Origin of the sequence: Gracilimonas sp. (genome assembly GCF_017641085.1) — a bacterium.
Taxonomy (GTDB): domain Bacteria; phylum Bacteroidota; class Rhodothermia; order Balneolales; family Balneolaceae; genus Gracilimonas.
The window spans coordinates 973,220-994,201 of sequence record NZ_JAEPPI010000001.1; the positions used below are offsets into that span (position 1 = coordinate 973,220).

Sequence of the window (20,982 nt, forward strand, 5' to 3'; positions counted from 1 at the left end):
TACACATTAAATATAATCCCTATTTTCAACGCAGCATTCGAATCAACATTATACAAACAAAAAAGATAACAGAATATGAGCAGTGAATCTGGAAGCGCTACCAAACATTGGTTACATAAAATCATCGAAGAATTTGGAGAAATTGAAGACGAGATAAAGCTAGGTGGCGGACAAAAACGAATCGATAAAGAGCATGGTAAAGGAAAACTGACCGCACGTGAGCGGATTGAAAAGCTCACTGATGAGGATTCCCGCTTTTATGAACTTGGGCTTTGGGCCGGATACGAAATGTATGAAGAGCAAGGCGGATGTCCCTCAGGTGGGGTGGTAACCGGAATCGGGATGGTAAGCGGAAGAAAGTGCATGATTGTAGCCAATGATGCTACTGTTAAAGCCGGTGCCTGGTTTCCGATCACGGCCAAGAAGAACCTGAGAGCTCAGGAAATTGCCATCGAAAATCATATTCCGTTGATCTATCTGGTTGACTCTGCCGGGGTTTACCTGCCTATGCAGGATCAAATATTTCCTGATAAAGATCACTTCGGGCGAATGTTCAGAAACAATGCCATCATATCCGCAAAAGGGATTCCGCAAATTGCGGCTATCATGGGAAGTTGTGTGGCCGGTGGAGCTTACCTGCCTATTATGAGCGATGAAGCCTTGATTGTAGATGGTACCGGAAGTGTGTTTTTGGCCGGAAGTTATCTGGTAAAAGCAGCCATCGGGGAAGATGTGGATAATGAAACGCTGGGAGGTGCTACCACGCACACCGAAATTTCGGGAGTAACCGATTACAAGATGGAAGACGATGAAGAATGCTTATCGACCATCCGGGATTTGGTAGATAAATTTGGTCCTTTTGAAACCGCCGGCTTCAACCGAAAAGAGAGTAAAGACCCCAAACGTCCGGTCAGCGATGTGTTCGATATTATCCCGGAATCCAGAACCAGTCCGTATGATATGAATGATGTTTTAGACTGCATTGTGGATGAGGATAGCTTCACTGAATTCAAAAAAGGATATGGGCAAACGCTTATCACCGGCTTTGCGAGGGTGGATGGCTGGAGTGTTGGTATTGTTGCCAATCAGCGAACCGTTAAGCGAACCAAGAAAGGAGAGATGCAGATCGGTGGTGTTATCTACTCGGACAGTGCTGATAAAGCCGCGCGGTTTATAATGAACTGTAATCAAAAGAAGATCCCTCTGATTTTTTTGCAGGATGTTACCGGGTTTATGATTGGGAAACGAAGTGAGCATGGCGGCATTATCAAAGACGGTGCCAAAATGGTAAATGCAATGAGCAACAGTACGGTTCCTAAAATAACCATTGTGGTAGGCAACAGTTACGGAGCCGGAAATTATGCCATGTGCGGCCGCGCTTATGATCCCCGCTTTATGTACGCCTGGCCAACGGCCAAGATTGCTGTGATGAGCGGAGCGTCGGCCTCAAAAACCCTGATGCAGATACAGGTTGCAGCGATGAAGAAGAAAGGAAAAGAGGTGAGTGAGGAAGAACAGGAGCGGATTATGAAAGAAATCAGCGACCGTTATGATACGCAAACAGATGTCCGCTATGCAGCCTCACGACTATGGGTAGATGGCATTATAAATCCACTTGATACGCGCGACCGAATTTCTAAAGCGATAGAATGCGCCAATCTGAACCCTGAGATTGAGGAGTTCAAAACAGGGGTCATGCAAACCTAAAAAGTAGCCCACCAACCGGCCACTATAGCCAAACTAAAGCTGAGCAGAGTTCCAATCATAATATATTCGGTTTGTTTTCTCTGCTCGGCCTTTTGAAGGTCGCTGAATCTGAAAACCGATTTAGCTGCCAGCAAAAACCCGATGCCGCTCCAGTTGTTGGTAAGTATAAAGCCCAAAATCAACAAGCGCTCCAGGATGCCGATATACTCACCGGCATTTTCCAGTCCATTGTCATCTTGCGAAGGTTTTATTTCTTTTGATCGGGGCTGTGGTCCCCAGTCATCAGGCAAAAGTTGAGTAATAAGTATAGAAGCAGGCTTTGTTACAAATACGAAAGCCACGATCACCTTCCATTCTACCGAACCCAGGGATATCTCAGGAAAGTTAAAATTACTAATGACGAGAGTGGTAAGTGCAATAACCAATAAGTGGATCAACTGATCAAGGAAAAAAGATAACCGCTTCTTTTTAGCAAACGCTTTGATGGGATCAATCAGAATGTGTGTACCCCCAATCAAAAAAGCCAGGTACCAGAAAACCGAAAACCCGGCCATCCATAAAGCGCCAAAGGCGAGGGCTATATGAACAAAGCCGTGAAGGTACAGAGGACCTGCCTTCCATTTCTTTTGCCGTCGCTCTTCTATCCAGCGGGAGGGTTGAAGAAGGAAATCTCCGAGCAGATGAGCTAGAACCAGCATCAAAAATAAATCATCCATTATCACATGTATTTGGTTTTGGTTTCAAACCGGTTCAACAATAGTTCAAACTCATCAATATGAGCTCTTTTTTTTCGTTTTGATACAGCCGGCTGTGAAATATTCAGCTCTTTGGCAATCTCAGATTGAGTCAAATCCTCCATCCAGATGTACCATGCAATTTCAGCATCAGCCTGCGACCAGTTTTTGATGAACATATCCGCAAAGGTAAGGCTTACGTACATTTCGCTGTCAAAGTCAGCACTGTCGGACGATAAAGCAAGCCGGTCATCCGTATTTTTCATTTCATCGAGGGCGTGACCGGAACGGGTAAAAGCATCTCCGAACGATTCATTTACACTATTCTCCAGATAAGCATATTCTCCGATACCAATGGCAATGCGGGTATCCATTTTGAGACCGGTTTTGGTTGATTTAATAAGTCCGGCTCTTATAATAAAGGCAACTCTTAGTGCCTGCCGGGGATCATGGAGTCCAAGCTGGAATCCGTCTCCACGATGCATTTCCGCACCATTTCCTGTTAATTCAAAACGATCTTCTATACGCGCAAAAATCTCTTTCAGATCAGGAAGCCAGGTTTCTGAGCTGTCAGCTGAAGTCGAATAGACAATATCTCCCGTTAGCACTGCGATCATATCATTCCAAGAATTAATTCGATAAACATTACTTAATTAAGTTATAAATAGCAAATATAACCTAATTAAGTTAAAATAGACTTGCTAACTAACAGCAAGGCCACTGTTGCAATCAGGTCAGGCAGATGATATTATCAAAGAGACAGAATTCAACTCAACAAACCATTTTTTGAACTACGAGTTAACCAAAGAGTATAACCTGATTTTTCTGGGTGTAGAAGCCAGCTTTACATTAATCGACTTTCTGCTATTCTTTTCCAGCTTTTTATTAGGCTTTGTGTTTGCTCTGTTCTTCCTGATTTTTGCGGTGGCCGTACTCCAGAAAATTTTCTCACGGTATGAGTTTGAGTTTAACACCGATGAGTACACCATCACCAAGTATTATAAATTTTTCAGTTATTTCAGGTTCAGGTTGCGAACTATAAGTTTTGGGGAAGTGGAAGAATTTTTACTCTCCAATCATGAAACCGGGAAAGCCCTCTTCAGCAAGGGTATGGAGAATAAGGAGTGGTTTACCTTCGATATCATGACAGAAAATGGATATATCAGGTTGGTTAAGTCAGACAGGGAAGAGTTAGATGAAGTGTATGAGATTTTCCAGGAGCTGGAAGAAAAACTAGATATTTATTTCAAATTCAAAGTGGAATTTATAGACCACTGAAATGATTAGTGATTCATTATATATGTTAGCATAGCGAAAAGTTAAAACTCATGATATCACATACCCAGGTCATTATTTTACGGGTTATCGATTACCAGGAGTCGAGCAAGATTCTTACGGTACTTTCTGCAGAGCACGGCAAGATTGCCCTGATAGCTAAAGGAGCGAAGAAGCCAAAAAGTAAACTGGCAGGCATTCTCGAAATTGGCGCTGTTCTGGATGTGGTTTACTATTACAAACCGAACCGGGGCGTACAAACTCTTACCGAAGCTTCGGTTCAGTATTCAACCGATCGGTTTCGCAAAGACTTTGAGAAAGCGGCCATTTTATACTCCACCCTGGAAATTGTATCACAATTAGTTCACGATAATGAGGTTAACAAACCAGTATTTGAATTCAGTAGAAATTTTATTGAATGGCTGGGTGATTCCAAGGAAACTTATCCTTCCGTATTTGCGTACGTTCAGCTCCGTTTGGCAGAAATTTCAGGAATTGGTTTAATCAGTGGATTGACCGAGATTCCTGATCAGGCTTACTTGAATGTGTCGAGCGGAAAAATTTCGGAACAGTCGGAAGATGAATTGTCTTATAAACTTACAGCAGCCCAAACGCGGTTTTTAATTTTAGGAATGTCCACAAAAAGTAAGAATATTTTTAAAGTAGGTTTAGAGAATGGAGAGCTCAGGCAACTTGTTCACCATTTAGATGTTTATTTTAAATACCACATTGAAGGATATCAGGAACGAAGATCGGATTCCATTTTTGAACAGATGCTATAGGTGACACTATGAAACGTAAAGATTTAATACTCACTGCCATTTTACTGATAATGATCGGGATTACGGCTGGTACGCTTATCGCGTTATACACCATCAACGAAGAATTAGCTCCTCTGGCAGAAGTTCGGACTACTGAAATCACCCAAGGCAACGAACCTTTCATCACTGATGAAGAGCTGGAGGGTGCCGATGCCAGGTTCCTCTTCAAAAAAATTGCAGAAGAAGTCACGCCAACAGTTGTTTATATAGAAGCTATTGTTCCCATTGACGAAGCCGTACCTCAAGACGAAAACCACGAATTTGATGGGGAAGAAAATGATGGTGAGAGCATTTGGGATCGGTTGATGCCCCGCCGGGCCCGGACAGTGGGCTCGGGTGTATTGATTACCACCGATGGATATATACTCACCAACTATCACGTTATTGAAGGGGCGGTAGAGAAAGGGCTTAGGGTAGTATTAAATGACAAAAGAGAATACCCCGCAAAAGTAGTAGGCATTGATTCGAGTACGGATTTAGCGGTTATCAAAATTAATGGTGAGAATTTACCCAAGGTAACAATCGGAGATTCAGAGACGCTGGATGTGGGGGAATGGGTGTTGGCGATTGGAAATCCATTCAGGTTAAGATCTACGGTAACGGCCGGTATTGTAAGTGCCCTCAGCCGGGATGTGCAGATTATTGATGACCGAATGAGAATCGAAAGTTTTATTCAAACGGATGCCGCCATTAATAAAGGAAACAGTGGCGGGGCGTTGGTCAATACCAGCGGACAGCTGATTGGTATCAATACGGCGATAGCTTCTCAAACCGGCGCCTATCAGGGATATGGATTTGCGGTACCCAGCAACCTGGCGATTAAAGTAGCCAAAGACCTGATTGAATATGGGCAGGTTCGTCGCGCGCTATTGGGAGTATCTATCGCTGGTGTGGATTATGACCGAGCTATAGAAAAAGGAATGGAAACCGTAAGAGGAGTTGAAATACTGGGAACATCAGAAGAAGGGGCAGCATCCCAAGCCGGTATTATTCCGGGCGATGTGGTACTCAGCGTAAATGGGAAAGAAGTTTATGAAGCCAATCAACTTCAGCAACAGGTTGCTGTAATGAGCCCGGGAGAAGTGGTAACTCTGAACATTCTTAGGGATGGAAGAGAAATGGAAAAAGACGTAACGCTGAAGTTACTGGAGCCCGATCCCATTCCCGAAATATCGGCCAGCGAAATTCCGATTGATCCCCCTGAGATTCCGGAGGGTAATAACGAGGGGGTAATGTACCAGGAGTTTGATTTAGGATTCCGGGTGATGGCCCTTGCTAAAGCCGAAGATGTTCAGAAATTTGATTTAATCATTGATCAGGTTTACAAATATTCAGAGGCCTGGAACAGGGGACTTCGGCAAGATCAACAGATTATAAAAATAGAAGAAGAAAAGGTTGAAGATCTCTCCAGTTTAGAAGAACTTATGCGCCGATATTTAAATGAAAAAGGATCGGTGACGCTGGAGATCTTAAACGAAGAAGATGCCCGCGGTTTCATCGAGTTAAAAAGAAATTAAATGGCTCATTTTTTTAAGGTTTCAGTATTCATATCTGCTCTTTTAATTGGCTCTACAGCCTGTTCTTCCTCAGAAAAAGCTGCTTCTACATCATCACCGGCTATGTACCCGGCCTGGTACAGCACTGCAGCCTTTGACGCTTATTCTACATCTTTTCATGGTTTTGCCACTGCTATCTCAGCCGATTCTGTAGTAGCCATTGCAAACGCAGAACTCCAGGCCCGAACAAATCTTGAAAGTGCCATAGCCTATAAAATGGAAGAAGTGCGAACCGCATTGGAGGAGGAAGGTAATTCAACCGTAACGAATTCTGACTTTATACTCACCTTGCGTAACGCTCACAATCAGGTTCAGGAAACAGCAAGTCTTTCGAATGGGGCCTCCCGTTCGGATGAAGGCTACTACAGAGGGTATGCCAAAGTTTCGATTACCAAATCGGATTTTGATCAACTATTGAAATCAGCTTTTTCCGGAAAACCAGACTACTGGCAATTATTCAGCTCTTCTGCCGCTTATGCTGATGAGATGAATTAAGAGGTTTATTATTTACAAAATTTAGATCGGCCCGCCTTTTTTAATACCTAATTAATTCAGTTATTTCGGCACCTAAAACCATAATCAGTACAGGTGCTATGAGAAAACACATTCTATTATTGGCGTTGTTGTTCTTGGGTACGAGTATGCAGGCAACTTTTGCCCAGACTACACCCGCACACGCGCTAAAAAATATTACTATTCATAATGCTGATGGTTCTGTAACCGAGTCTGCCACTATTGTATGGCGAAATGGAGTTATAGAAGCTGTTGGTACCAACGTTAACATTCCTTTCGATGCTTTTGAGATAGATGGAGGAGACAGTCTCCATGTATATCCGGGCTTTATCGATGGATTTTCTATTTGGGGAAGTCCTGATTTGCCTCGAAATCTTGAAGAGCTTGATAATCCCGGCGACCCTCCCTATGACCGTGCCGGAATTCAACCCGAAAGGAAGCCAAGTCTCTTATTAAAAGAAGACAAAGCTTTTGAAGCAGGTATGAAAGCCGGTTTTACCACAGCAGCCCTTTATCCGAACGGCTATATGCTGCCCGGGCAGGTAGAAGCTTTTTACCTTGCACCTGAATCAGATAAGGTAAGTTTATTGAAGGAAAGCACGGCTCTTGCCGGTTCCTTTGATGAAGCTCCCGGTGGATGGGGCAACGGAGCCTATCCATCTACGATGATGGGAGTGATGGCTCAGTTCAGGCAGCTTATGTTTGAAGCCACGGCTCTGCAGCAGCACATCAAGTACTACTCTCAGAATCCTGAAATGCCGGCTCCAAACCGTGATAAAGTACTGGAAGCTTTATTTCCACTGGTAAATAAAGCAACACCGCTTTATTTCGAGGTGGATTCCAAAGAGCATATGGAACGGCTATTCAAATTACAGGATGAATTTGGGTTTAAAGCCGTCATTGTTTCCGGTAAGGAAGCCTATGCAAAGTCAGCTGAACTGAAGCGGAGAAATATTCCTGTACTGGCAAGTATCGATTTTACTGAAGCCCAGGAGTGGTACTCCAAGATGAAGAAAGCCGAAGAAAAATCGGAGGATGAAAAGGAAGACTCCGATGAATCTGAAGAGAAAGAAGAAGAGATTTCGGAAGAGGAACAGCAGTATCGTGATAAGCGACTGGCTGCATGGAAAGCTGAAGTCACGAACATCAGGAAGCTGATGGATGCCGGTGTATCTGTAGGATATGCTTCAGCCGGGCTTGAGTTGAAAGACCTTTCAAAAAACATAGAGATTTTAATGGATGAAGGCGGACTTTCTGAGGCTGATGTTGTCAAACTCATGACAATGAATACAGCTTCCATCCTTGGTTTAAACAACACATTGGGAAGTTTGGCTAAAGGAAAGAATGCCAGCTTCACTGTTTTTGATAAAGCCATGTCGGAAGATAAAGTTAAAGTGCTGCACAGCATTTCGAATGGCACTATTCACGAATTTAACGGAGAGTAAAGATGAAGAAACTAATTACACTTTTTGTGCTCCTTGGTTTCTGTATCTCAGCTGAAGCTCAGGAAAAAGGCTCGGTGCTGATACAGAATGCAACGGTTATCACGATTACTGCCGGAGATCTCGAGGATACGGATGTGCTCATTCGTGACGGTATTATTCGCGAAATAGGAAAAGACCTGCGTGCCCCCCGAGGCGTTGAAACTATTGATGCGTCCGGAAAATATCTGATGCCGGGTATTATCGATGCCCATTCTCACCTGAATGGAGTTGACATCAATGAAGGCCGAAATCCGGTTACTGCAGAAGTCACCATGGAAGAATCGGTAGATCCTAATGAAGTGGGAATCTATCACGCATTAGCCGGCGGTGCTACTTCCATTCACCTGATGCACGGCTCTGCAAATGTAATAGGAGGTCAGGGCGAAACGCTTAAACTTCGCTACGGTGCTTCACAGGAAGGCATGAAGTTTGAAGATGCTCCAAGAACCATCAAGTTTGCTTTGGGTGAAAACCCAACTCGTGTCCACGGACAGGGCAATGGCATTCAGCCCCGAACCCGAATGGGGGTTGAGCAGGTTATCAGAGGCCACTTCGATGAAGCGATCGACTACAAACGTAAACGAGAGGCTTACCTGAAGGCAAAAGAACAATACGACCGAAGAGGTCGTGGAACTCCTCCAGTGCCGGTAGCAAAAAACCTTCGGTACGAAGTGTTAAATGATATCATCGAAGGGGAGATTCTGGTTCATTGCCATTCGTACCGCTCTGATGAGATTCTCATGCTGATGCGTGTTTTCAATGATTATGGGGTTAAGAATTATACCTTCCAGCATGCCAACGAGGCGTTCAAGGTAGCACCTGAACTGGCAAAAAACGGAGCACACACTTCGGTATTCTCTGACTGGTGGGCGTATAAGTTTGAAGTGTATTATTCTACTGCTTACAACGCTTCTATTTTGAATGCCAATGGAGTGATTAATTCAATCAATAGTGATAACGATCAGTTGCTCCGAACGCTGAATCATGAAGCAGCAAAGGTAGTCCGATATGGAAATACATCCGTAAACGATGCCCTGAAAATGATCACCTTGCATCCGGCTATTCAACTGGGTATTGATGATCGTGTGGGAAGTATCGAAGAAGGGAAGCACGGTGATGTTGTAATCTGGGATGGACACCCTTTCAGCATTTACAGCAAGGCGGTAATGACTTTCGTGGACGGTAAAAAGTACTTCGATCTTGAAAATGATCCTGACGACATGCGTATCCAAATAAATCCGGGAACGGATTTTGAGGACGGTGCTAACCACCGCGAAATCATATCAAGACGAAAAGATGATTCCTGCCTGCAGGATGCATTCATTCTATTTCAAAACTAAACAGGAGACAGAATCATGAAGAAACTAAATATTTTTGTTTTTACAGTTGCTCTGCTGTTTGGATTGAATGCCACAGCGGAAGCACAAATCACCGAAAAACCTGAATTTGGTAAATTCGCCATTACAGGAGCCACCATTCATACCGTAACTAATGGAACCATTGAAGGTGGAGTCATTTTGATTGACGGAGAAAAGATTGTCCAGGTAGGTCAAAATGTGAAAGTAACCAATGATTACCAGCGTATTGATGCCTCCGGTAAACACGTTTACCCAGGGTTCATTGACGGCTGGTCAGCTTTAGGATTGGTTGAGGTTTCTGCTGTTGCGGTAACCGTAGATAACCGTGAATTAGGGCGTTTCAACCCCCATATGTATGCATTTACAGCCTTCAACCCGCATAGTGCTTCCGTTCCTGTAACCAGAGTGAGCGGAGTCACAACGGTGATGACCCACCCAAGTTCGGGAAGTATTGCCGGTAAAGGAGCGGTTATGGATTTGTGGGGATATTCTCCGGATTCAATGGCCGTAAAGAAAAGCGGTGCACTGATTCTCAACCTTCCATCTTCGCAAGGCGGAGGCTGGTGGGATGACCGGTCAGAAAAAGAGATCAGGAAACAATATGAGCAGAACATCAAAGAGATCAATGAGTTCATTGACAAAGCTAAATTCTATCATGAAATGATGGAAGCTTACAATGCAAATCCCTCTGGCAAAACAAAGCCTGACTTTGATCCGCGTATGCATGCCATGCAAGAGGTGCTTTCAGGAGATGTTCCGGTTGTGATTCCCGTAAATCGCGAGCAGGAGATACTTGATGCCATAGAATGGACGAAGTCTCATGAGAACATGAACTTTGTTTTTGCGGGCGTTGAAGAAGGCTGGCGGATAGCGGATGAAATTGCTGAAGCCGGCATCCCGGTTTTAACAACCACTCTTTACACTCCGGCCCGTGACTACGATAACTATCAGCGGCCCTATCAAAACCCCGGTTTGATGGCTGCAGCAGGAGTGAAGGTAGCTATCGTTTCTGATGACACAGAAAACTCCCGGAACGCGCCATTCGAAGCCGGATATGCCGCTGCATATGGCTTGGGCAAAGAAGAAGCGATCAAAGCTTTAACTATTAACCCGGCGGAGATTTTTGGCGTGGATGATGTACTCGGATCATTGGAAGCAGGTAAACAAGCGAACTTGTTCATCTCTGATGGCGACCCGCTGGAGCCTATGACCAATATTGAGCAAGTATTTATAAAAGGGTATAAAATCCCTATGACAAGCCGCCACACTCAGCTTTATGATGAATTTTTGAATCGTGATGCTGTGAATAAGTAAGCTTTTTAAGCTTTCGTTATAGTCTCCTTATGCCCGTTCCAAAATTTGGGACGGGCTTTTTTATATCATAGTCACTTATGAAGGTACTTTTTTATAAGGTTGATTTTGTTATTTTCTGCTGTTTAAAAATTCTAAGGGTGTTTTTTTACCACATTAAGTCTGATGAACGCGGATTGACATCCAATCCGGAGATTATTGGTTATCAGATTAATTCTGAAATGGAAGCAGGCATTGAGTATGAAATTGAAGGTTAGTAGTTTTTTCGCAGCTGTACTTTTTTTACTGCCGGTTTTGATATTTGCTCAACAGCGTACACCATCCATCAGCCTGCATGAAATTAAAAAGGAAATAGAGCAGCTGGAATCTCAGGATGATAAACTGAGAACCTATATTGAAATGAGTAACCGGTATTTCCGGAATGCTCCGGACTCATTGCTGGTCATTGCAGACGAAATTAATGGGCTCGAAGGTGTTGAAGGAGAAAAGAAGGAAGCATTTATATCATTTCTGAATGCAAATGCCTACAGGCTGATGAATGCTGATTCAGCTATTTTCTATGCATCCAAAGCGTCCGGCATCCTGCGGGAACTGAAGGAACACGATTCTTACCTGATGATGGAAAACCTTCAGGCTATGCAATACGCCCGAAAAGATCAGTACCTGGAAGCGGAGTCGTTATATCTGGATGCCATTACTTATCGGAGTGAACTTGAGGATCAAATTGAGTATCCCGTACAATTTTTCTATGGAAATCTCGGGAACTTATATGTTACCGTTGGGGCACATGATTTGGCGATAGAGATGTTTGAAAATTTTTTGGAATATGAAGACAGTCCCCCAAACCGATGCAATATCCTTTCTAAGCTGGCAAACAGCTTTATGGAGCTTGAAAATACGGACAAGGCCATTTCTACCTTAAGTCCATGCCTGGAGTACGAAAACCTGCCACCGCCTATAAAAGCTATAGTTCGTTCCAATTTAAGCACGATGTACAAACAAAAGAACGATATTGACCGTGCCACACAACTAATGGAAGAAGCTACAGCAATCAGTTCCCGGTATCGGATACCTAATATTGGGAACGGGCATTTATACCGTCTCGGTGAGCTTTATTTAGAGCAAGGAATGGTTACAAAAGCGGATTCTGTGGGAAATATCATAAACACTGCTCCGCCAACTGCTTTTTCCAGACCCAATGAGGACATTGTAAAGCATGAGTTTCTTTCAAGATTACATTTTGCCAAAGGGGATTATGAAAAAAGCCTGGAATATTCAGACCGGGCCATTGAATTGGCAAACACCCATAATCTCTTCCAAATGATGAGGAATGTTTATGCCCTGAAAGCCGAAGCCTATGAGGAAATGGGTGATCTGAATAATGCCCTTGTGAATGAGCGGCTTCAACGAAAGCATGAAAAAGAAGTTAACGACAGGAGGAAAGAGCGTAACGATGCCATGCTTTCTGTACGTTATCAGCTGCAGAATAAAGAAGCTCAGCTAATGGACGCCAACCTGGAGATAGAAAACATCAGGCTTAGAAATATGCTGATTATCGTCGGGTTGATATTGATTACCGGCTATATTTTCTATCGATACCGGTTGTACTATCTACTGAAGGAAGAGAAGACAAGGAATCAGATTGCGCGTGATTTACATGATGATTTGAGTGGGACATTGAGCAGTATCAGTTTTTTCAGCGAAGCGGCACATCGGGTCAATAAAGATCGGGGAGACTCCGAAAGGTTTCTCAATATCATCACCAAAAGTGCTGTTGAGGCCAAGGAAAAAATTAATGACATCATTTGGGCGATCGATCCATCCAAAGATGACTGGTCGGTATTTCTGAAAAAGTGCAAGCGCTTTGCCGCTGATGTGCTGGATAGCAACGACATTGAGTATAGCTTTGATATGGATGATGATTTCAGTTTCCCCGTAGAACTTCAATTTCGTCAGAATTTGTGGCTCATTTATAAAGAGTGTATTACTAACCTGAGTAAGCATGCCCAAGCCACAAAGGTTGAAATCTGCTTAAGAGAGAAAGGGGATCATGTGTTTCTTAGTATTTCTGATGATGGCTCCGGTTTTGATCAGGAAAGTCTGAAATAAGGCAATGGAATAGATAACATCCGGTATAGGGCTGAACAAATACAGGGTTCAGCCGATCTTAAATCAGCTCCCGGAGAGGGCACGAAATGGACCTTTACGTTCAGTTTATCCTGATAGTACCATAGAACTGCCTGATCAGGTAGTTACTTTTTCTGATTTAATGGCTATATAGCATTAAAAATCCGGCACATGATCAACATTGTAATAATCGAAGACAACAAGTATATGAGGGAAGGGTGGAAAACCATCCTCGACTTTGAGCAAGACTTGTGTGTAATAGCTGAGTATGAAAGTTGTGAAGATGCCTTTGAAGGTGCACAGCTTGCAAAAGCCAACGTTGTTCTACTTGATATTCAGTTGCCGGGGATTCATGGCACAGAAGGAGTGAAGATCATCAGGAACAAATTTCCGGAACTTTCTGTGCTGATGGTTACCATTCACGATGATGACGAACGTATATTTAAAGCACTCAAAAATGGGGCGATCGGCTACTTATCCAAGAAAATATCCCCTGATGAATTAATTGAGGCCGTTCATATTGCACAAAATGGTGGATCTCCCATGAGTCCGAATATTGCTCGAAAGGTCATCAATTCTTTTCAGGCTTCGGGAGACGTTGATATTGAACTCTCAGATACCGAGACTCAAATTCTCACCTTACTTGCTGAGGGCTGTTCCTATAAAGGCATATCCAAAGAGGTTTACCTCTCTGTTGATGGAGTGCGCTATCACATCCGTAATATTTACAATAAGCTGGAAGTGAGCAATAAAAGCGAAGCCGTTGCGAAAGCTCTTCGTGATAAACTTATTTGAAGCAAATCTTAGGTTTATTAAAAAAACCTAATAACTCGAATACTGCATAAGTATGTAGTGTTTGATGAAGAAAAAATATCGATCATAGTGTCGTATCAGAGTTAAAACTGGTTTGGGTTTTTCGGGGTACAATTTACCAAACCGAGTTTTTCTGATTTACTAACCTAAAGAACTGCTAAAGGCCTGTCTTTGAAATGACGGGCCTTTTTGTTTGTATAGCTTATCTATTAAAAGCAGTGAGGGTCAAAGAAAACTGAGTTCTTACCATCAGTTGCATTCATAACGGGCCGGCAATAGGTTGGTTCTTGCTACAATCACCCCGCCATTTTCTGATGTTATACCTGGATAATATTACCCTGATATAAAGACATAAAAAGGGCTGCCCGAAAGCAGCCCTTTAAAGTTACTATGTGTTTAACTAAACGCTGAGTTCTATTTGATCAGCATCAGTTTCTTCGTTTGAACGAAGTCACCGGCTACGATTCGGTATATATACATACCACTTGCAAGGGTAGCGGCATCGAACTGTACTTTGTACGTTCCGGCACTCTTACGATCGTTAACCAGGGTCATTACTTCCTGCCCAAGTGTATTGTACACTTTCATTATAACATCACTTGCTTCCGGGATGCCATATTGAATAGTGGTTGTTGGGTTGAATGGATTCGGGTAGTTCTGATCCATATGGAATTTTTCAGGAATAACGTTTTCCTCTTCATTCGAAGTAACGGTAGGGTCAATTCCAACAGTGAATGAAACCGCATTCGCCTGGTTGGAGGCTCTGTCCATGATACCGCCTTCGTGATAATTCTCGATTTCGAAATCATCTTCTCTACATACGGTTTCACATGTTTTCAGAGAATCCTCATCGAAAACAAAGTCACCGTTATGCACTACGAACTCGTAACCGGAAACTTCCAGTTCCTGATTAAAGACAACTTCGAAATACAAGCCCATTGAATCGCTTCGGCTTCCGTCGCCCATCATGAAATCACCTTCGCTATACTGCTTAAAGTATCGCTTGAAGACATCCTGACGGTAGTGCCATGTACCTGAGGCAGTATCATAGGCTCCATAACGCTTGTCAGGTTCAATCAGGTAAACATCTACAAAGATTTCGTCCAGAGCTACTCCGGATCCGGGCTGGTCGCCGGCCATTGCATCTCTTACTTTGAACGAAAGGGTGTTTTTATGACCGGATTGAATCATATCTACGAACTGAATATCCTGAGAAATTACAGGCTTTTTCTTATCAACTATGAAATCGTAGGTTACATCAAGGCGGTTGCCATTGTCGTTGGTTATTACAAACCGTACGGTATGCAGACCTTCATTTAGGTTCAGGTCTTCGATATCATAATCTGATTCAAGTCTGAGTCCGTTTTCTAATCCATCAGGGAAGTTAGTGTCATACTCCACAATTGAGCCATCAACTATCACCCAGTATTCATCAAAGCTATTTACTTTATCATCTGAAACGGTGATAGAAAGTAAATGATCTTCGTTTACATAAGGCGAATCACTGTCAATGGAAGTATTTACTACTCTCATTGACCCCGGATTATTGACAATTGCTCCTTCAAGTACCAGGGCAAATCGCATGGCATTGGTAGGGAGGTAGTCCATTGTGAAATGGAACATATTATTGTCAGTATCAATCTGCTTATCAAGAATACCCTGGAAGCTGATATCGGTGTCTCCTACATCGGTAAATCCAACGCAGAGGGCAGCGATTTCATCATCAGTGGATCCATTCTCATTAAGGTCCATGATGTCAGCCGGGTTGTAAGCAATAGAGAAGTTCACTCTACGTCCTTCACGTACAGCATTACTTGTAAATGAATTCAGGTAATAAGCCGTGCCGATCTGGCCGTATTGAGCTTCACTGTCGTGCGTAAAGAACAAACTTGAAGGATCTTCTTCAATCATAAGATTGGCATTTCTGTCAAGCGTATTCTCCTGTATGTCAATCATGAAGTTACCATCTTGCGAAGTAACTGTACCGCCATTTTGGGCAGCTACTCGCTGTACTTCAATGATTTCGCGTGTCATGATGGTTTCTCCGGTTGGTAGTACCGTAGTTACGTAAGCAAAAAACTTACCGCCACCGGTAATATCAATGTCATCATCCAAACGAATGGTATTTCCATCAGCTTTGAATCCAAGATAGTTACCATCTATTGCCTCAAGCGGGCTGGAAATTCCAAACCACTCTGTATCGGTATAACCGGCCCAGCGTGGGAAAATAGCCCATTCCAGATCATTTAGCGTAGAGAATGTATTCTCATCGGCTAAAAGGAACAGACTTACATTGTCGTTAGTATTGATTGGCGCGATTTCCACTCGTATGTCATTGATCTCACCTTTAGCTCTGTAGAGAGAAAGATCGATATCATCCGAGGTAATAGGGGTAAAAACGCCCTGCATTTGATTTACCTCAGGCCCGGCTTTAGCTCGTACATCTGAGCTTTCGGAATGGTTAATCATGATGGTGGTAGAGTTTTGATACTCTGACTCGTACAACTCTTCATTTTCACCGGCTGTTAATCGGAACATCAGGTTACCTAACGGTAACTGGAAATCTTCCAGGTTCATCATGGCTTGTTTGAAGCCATCATAACTTGCGCTGGTGTAATAATCGAAATCACCGTCTTCAATCACAGACACCTGCTCATAGGTAGCTCCACTATCGGTAGAAACTTCCAGAATGGCCGTTTGTGTATGTGGAGTAGCCTGTACGTAAATATCACCGTGTTCGTCACTTAAACCGGTAATGTGAGCTCTTGGACCAACAGCTGTAAACTCGACTGTTCCCGCTTCGTAGCGGTTTCCAAAGTCATCGATCAGGTACATGGTAAGTACATAAACAGCACCCGGATCTAAATCATCCACGTCCAGTTCATATGTTGCTCCGGCACCTGTCAGAGTGGCTATAGTTTGGTCCTGAGAAGAACGGAAGGCATCATAATCGCCCGGTTCTCTTGCAGCTCCTCTTCGGATATCCAAAACAGCCCGGTTGAAGTCGTTTTCTTCTTCATCCAGCTCAAAACCGATCGTTACCATACCGCTCCATACGTTGAAGTCTGTGAAAGACTGAGTACCCCAGTCATCAGAATTAACAGGAGAGGAAGGGTGCTCAATCGACATGCCGTTAACAGCAATGGTTCCGGACGGGGAGATATCGTCGTAGAAAACTTCGATAGTGGCTACCGCCATCGGGTCATCCATATTACCGGTGATATTCTGAAAAATTCCTGCGGAGTCAAAACCGACTGCACGGAAAGTAAATACCCCCTCCACATTGTCGATATCGAACAAGGTTTCCAGTGTAGCCTCATCTACATCGGTAGTGAAGATGCCATCCGTTGTTTCCACAATCACAGAATCAATAACAACCCAATTGGTGTCTGCGTCTTCTTCCACCATAGGGTTGGTGGCAACGAATTTACCTTCGAAAAGGGTACCGTAGGCATCTCCGCCATTTTCTGCTGATAACGTAATATCCTCGCTGCCGTGCAAGGTATTGTCCGGCTGTTCAAGAATAGCCACACGTTCGGTTGTGCCATTATGTGTGTTGTCAATACGAAGGGCATAGGAGGTATCCGCAACGGTTACCTGGGTGCCATCAAATCGATCATATTCAAAACCGTATGTGACGGTTCGGAGGAGGTAATCACCATCTGCCAAACCTGAAGTCAGGAATGGATAGGTATAATCACCGGCTCCATCCAGAGAATCTACTGGCAACGTCACCAGCTCAGAATAAGTAGTATCCGTTTCGGTATAGGTACCATACTGGATCATGACGCTGTCCACCAACTCGCGGTTGCTTTGCAGATCAAGGTCGAGCTCCAGCGTATCGCGAACGGTGTTATTGGCGAACCCGTCAAGTAAGGCTACCCAGGGTACTTCATTATTGAAGATCTGGATAGTTCCAACATTTGGAGTACCAATGTAGTTTTCATTCTCATTCCCAAATACATCGGTAAAGTTTACGGTTATATCACCTGATCCGGGAGTCAGATCCACATCTACGTCCATATCATTATCCGGGATTGCAAACTCTACAGTATAGGTATCAGATGTTTGAGCGGTTATTTCACCGACAATTATATCACCACCGTAATCTAATTCAAATTCGGCACCATCAGCGGCTATGTCATCCGCATAATGGGTGAATTCAAGCGTAAGAACTCCACCGGCATTAATCGGAGGGTAATTGCCATCGGCGTTATCGGCAAGGATGTCAATACCGTTTACTTCCGATAGAATATAGTCGGCCGATACGTTATCTACGTTGACCGGGAAGTACATAGGCATGCTGTTATTGCCCAGATTATCAGTAGAGATAACTCGGAATACGACCATGCCATCAAACAACTCATTGGTCAGATCTCCGTCATAATCCTCCGAGTCGAAAGCAAACCGGAAGGGATATTCGGTGAGAGAAGTTACATTGAAGAAGTTGGTGGTTGAATCAATAAGTACCCGTTGTACATCTACATCCAATTCGTTCAGATCATCATCTGTTGAGTTGAATTGAACTCTGGTGTTGTCACCGGTTATGTAGTCGGTTCCTCCAAAATCAATAGCATCAAGAAGAGCCATTGTGAGTGAGGGTGCAGTAGTGTCGTAAAAAACCGGATTGGCCCTGGTGTTAAATGTAGAACCATCGGCATCGGAAACGACCGCCCGCACATAATACATGCTGCCATCGATAAGTCCGAGGCTCGCCGGAGTATCAAACACATCACTAAGAACGGCATCATCCAGCGTGTAGGTTGTATCAATATTACCTGCACCAAAGTTTGGATCGGATGAAAGCTGAATGGTTGCTCCGGTGTATTCACCTTCTTTGTCCGGAGTAAGCTGAACTGTAAGATTATTGTTGAAAGCTGTATGCGGATAAGGCTCCATCAGGAAGTAGTCATCGGTATTGAAATCGATGATATCCACATTGTCGGTATCAGATCCGCTGTTTCCGGCAGCATCGGTAACCTCCAGTGTAATGTTGCCATTACTTTGAGAATAAGGCTTAAGGTTTACACTGAAGATAAATAAGGTATCTCCCTGAACGGTTAGCCGGCCGGCATCATCATGTTCCTGAATAGTGCCTGAGAAAAGATCGCCAAAGAGAGTTAAATCCACATTATAATCGTCTCTTAAGCTATCTTCGCTTAGATATGTATCTCGCACATCATAGATAAGGGTATTCACACCTGTATTCGCATTCGGAACAACATTAGCCGTAGGAGCGGCACCATCTATGGTTAGTAATTGTACGGTGGGTGCGGTGTTGTCATTAACAGTTGGAGAAACTTGTGCCTGAGTTTCATTACCAGCACCATCTGTAATATCAACATCAATAGTTGGCGATGTAGGTGAAGAAGGGACAAATTCTGTCAAATCAACCAAAAAAGTAAAGGTATAATCTAAAGAGTCATTTCTGGTGGTATCTACGAGAGTACCGGCATTGAAATGATCAGTTATTGATCCAACAGCATTGAATGTTGTATCAACACCATCTAAAACAGACAAGTCAAATACAAAATCATCATTAGAGTACTCAAGAAAATCATCCTGAACCTGTACCCTAAGAGTATCTCCTCCAATTCTTGGTTCATCATCTACCGAATAATTATCTAAAGTGATTGATGCTACAGTCGGAGCATCATCATCTATATAAATATCAACATAGATCTCTCCGTCAAGAACAGATGCATTATTCGGATCATTATCATCATCTATATAGGCTCTTGCCCGGATGGTATAGAAATTTGTGGCATTGGGAGCGAAAGTACCTTCATAGGTATTCTCAATCGCCAAACCTGTTGTTGAAAAAGATTCATTTGCAGCAAATGTATCATAGGCACCATCAGCATCAGTACCTTTTTGATATATCTGAACTGAATTTACTGTATCACCTTGAGCGAATACATCAACTTCGATGTAATCCAGGCTGTCGGTTAAAACGCCCGGATCGATGTCAAATTCAAATACCGTAGTACTTGTGCCGAGAATGTCAGCAGAATCTGGTGTAACAAATGTATCTTGAAAAACTCCACTTTGAGCATACGCATACTGCGTTCCCAAAAAGAGCATAAGAATTGCATACAGAAATGGTAGAAATCTGGATCTCATGATTACCCCTTGTATTATTTATTGTTTGTTTAGTAACCCCTAATCAGTTGAGATAAGCGTACCCACTTATTTATTCGCTCCCCGTAAAAATGACTAGATGTATTTAGTAAGTACCGAAAAAAAAATTAATTGATCACCGCCTGTTTATGCAGTTTTCAATTAAGAATGAGCCTAATGTGTGAATCTTATCTTAATGAGTCAAATTATATTTGTGTTACTGCTACTTCAAGTAATATAAAGCAGGAATCAACTTTGGGAACTCATGCATGTTTCTCTTTCTCTTGATTTATTGATGATTTACAGCTTACTTCAAACAACATACCTATGCGGTGTTTCGGGTGCGAAAATCTCGTTATTTCCTTTACATTTTTAATTTAAATCGGGTAAGCAATATGAAAGTAATACAAAAAGCATTTTTTGTGCTATTTATTTTGGGATGGGCATTTATTAATCGAGCTTCAGCACAATCAGAACCTGAATGTAAACAAGGTGTCAATACATGCATCAATAATAATTTGGATTATGATGTAAACGTATTTGTTGAGATTGATACCACTGCAAGACAAGGAGCGGGGCGACAACAGAGTCAGAGCAACAGAATTAATCACATTCCTAAAAAATCAAATATCCGATATGACCTTCAGAACCGGTTGCCAAAGGATGAAATAAAATTTGTGGTTGTACTTGATAGTGTCAAAATGGACAGTTCTAAAGCATTTGGAGTAAAAATAGCATTAGGCAAACCTGGCGATATAACTGGAACCAGAGGAAATATCAGGTTTAATATCCCACATCATTTTGAGTTTGGAAAATCTTCAGAAAGAGGAAAGTATGAGGCTGTGGTTCACTATAAAAAAATACATTCGGTAAAGCGTAATCAGATTGCTCCACAGCTTGCAGAAATAGCATTTGAGGAAAAATCATGCGAAATGAAAGATGGGGAAAGTTTTACATGTTCGGGATCAGGAAATAAAAGTCTCAACTTTACATCTAGAGATAGTGAGGACTTTATAGATTTTATTCTTCAAGAATATGATGAAGTGATAAATCATTATATAAAGTCATATTTCACTGATGTTGATCCGAATATTGAACACCCGGAAACTGATCCTGGAGGGGGATGAAAATAAGTAAGTTTATTTTTTTTCTTTCTCTAACAA

The 20,982-nt window shown here is 42.8% G+C and carries 14 protein-coding genes; 11 read left to right on the forward strand and 3 right to left on the reverse strand.

The annotated features are described in order from the left end of the window. The first annotated feature begins 75 nt into the window (after positions 1–75). Positions 76–1,707 (forward strand): acyl-CoA carboxylase subunit beta, encoded by a 1,632-nt coding sequence (locus tag JJ941_RS04180; protein WP_290962416.1) that lies wholly within the window; start codon positions 76–78, stop codon positions 1,705–1,707. Here the strand turns inward: JJ941_RS04180 and JJ941_RS04185 are convergent. Together JJ941_RS04185 and JJ941_RS04190 are read right to left on the reverse strand one after the other, a co-directional pair. Next, entirely contained in the window at positions 1,704–2,423 is a 720-nt protein-coding gene (locus tag JJ941_RS04185) for a DUF3307 domain-containing protein (protein WP_290962417.1), read from the reverse strand. The genes JJ941_RS04180 and JJ941_RS04185 overlap by 4 nt on opposite strands. 2 nt (positions 2,424–2,425) lie before the next feature. Further along, positions 2,426–3,058, reverse strand: coding sequence for a SatD family protein (locus tag JJ941_RS04190; protein WP_290962418.1), 633 nt, complete (start codon positions 3,056–3,058; stop codon positions 2,426–2,428). 169 nt (positions 3,059–3,227) lie between these two features. Between JJ941_RS04190 and JJ941_RS04195 the strand changes: the two genes are divergently transcribed. From JJ941_RS04195 to JJ941_RS04235, 9 genes are all read left to right on the forward strand, one after another. Continuing rightward, positions 3,228–3,719 (forward strand): hypothetical protein, encoded by a 492-nt coding sequence (locus JJ941_RS04195; protein ID WP_290962419.1) that lies wholly within the window; start codon positions 3,228–3,230, stop codon positions 3,717–3,719. A gap of 50 nt (positions 3,720–3,769) precedes the next feature. Next, positions 3,770–4,498 carry a DNA repair protein RecO gene (gene recO, locus JJ941_RS04200; RefSeq protein WP_255135484.1) on the forward strand — a complete coding sequence of 243 codons (729 nt, stop codon included), beginning with the start codon at positions 3,770–3,772 and terminating at the stop codon, positions 4,496–4,498. Between the two features lie 8 nt (positions 4,499–4,506). Beyond that, complete coding sequence (locus tag JJ941_RS04205; RefSeq protein ID WP_290962420.1) at positions 4,507–6,054, forward strand: trypsin-like peptidase domain-containing protein; 1,548 nt, start codon at positions 4,507–4,509, stop codon at positions 6,052–6,054. Beyond that, entirely contained in the window at positions 6,055–6,588 is a 534-nt protein-coding gene (locus tag JJ941_RS04210) for a hypothetical protein (protein ID WP_290962421.1), read from the forward strand. 98 nt (positions 6,589–6,686) lie between these two features. After that, a complete protein-coding gene (locus JJ941_RS04215; RefSeq protein WP_290962422.1) occupies positions 6,687–8,051 on the forward strand; it encodes an amidohydrolase family protein in 1,365 nt (454 codons plus the stop codon). A gap of 2 nt (positions 8,052–8,053) precedes the next feature. Next, positions 8,054–9,430: an amidohydrolase family protein gene (locus JJ941_RS04220; protein WP_290962423.1), complete on the forward strand. Its 1,377-nt coding sequence runs from the start codon at positions 8,054–8,056 to the stop codon at positions 9,428–9,430. A 15-nt stretch (positions 9,431–9,445) separates the two neighbouring features. Then, positions 9,446–10,762 carry an amidohydrolase family protein gene (locus tag JJ941_RS04225; protein ID WP_290962424.1) on the forward strand — a complete coding sequence of 439 codons (1,317 nt, stop codon included), beginning with the start codon at positions 9,446–9,448 and terminating at the stop codon, positions 10,760–10,762. A 237-nt stretch (positions 10,763–10,999) separates the two neighbouring features. Continuing rightward, on the forward strand, positions 11,000–12,868 hold the full coding sequence (locus tag JJ941_RS04230; RefSeq protein ID WP_290962425.1) for a histidine kinase: 1,869 nt from the start codon (positions 11,000–11,002) through the stop codon (positions 12,866–12,868). Between the two features lie 189 nt (positions 12,869–13,057). After that, positions 13,058–13,681, forward strand: coding sequence for a response regulator transcription factor (locus tag JJ941_RS04235; RefSeq protein ID WP_290962426.1), 624 nt, complete (start codon positions 13,058–13,060; stop codon positions 13,679–13,681). Positions 13,682–14,113: 432 nt separating this feature from the next. On the opposite strand, the gene JJ941_RS04240 is transcribed toward JJ941_RS04235, so the two are convergent. Beyond that, positions 14,114–19,822, reverse strand: coding sequence for a T9SS type A sorting domain-containing protein (locus tag JJ941_RS04240; RefSeq protein WP_290962427.1), 5,709 nt, complete (start codon positions 19,820–19,822; stop codon positions 14,114–14,116). A 392-nt stretch (positions 19,823–20,214) separates the two neighbouring features. Here JJ941_RS04240 and JJ941_RS04245 point away from each other — a divergent pair, with 392 nt between their 5' ends. After that, positions 20,215–20,946, forward strand: a complete 732-nt coding sequence (locus JJ941_RS04245; RefSeq protein WP_290962428.1) for a hypothetical protein — start codon at positions 20,215–20,217, stop codon at positions 20,944–20,946. Positions 20,947–20,982 lie beyond the last annotated feature (36 nt).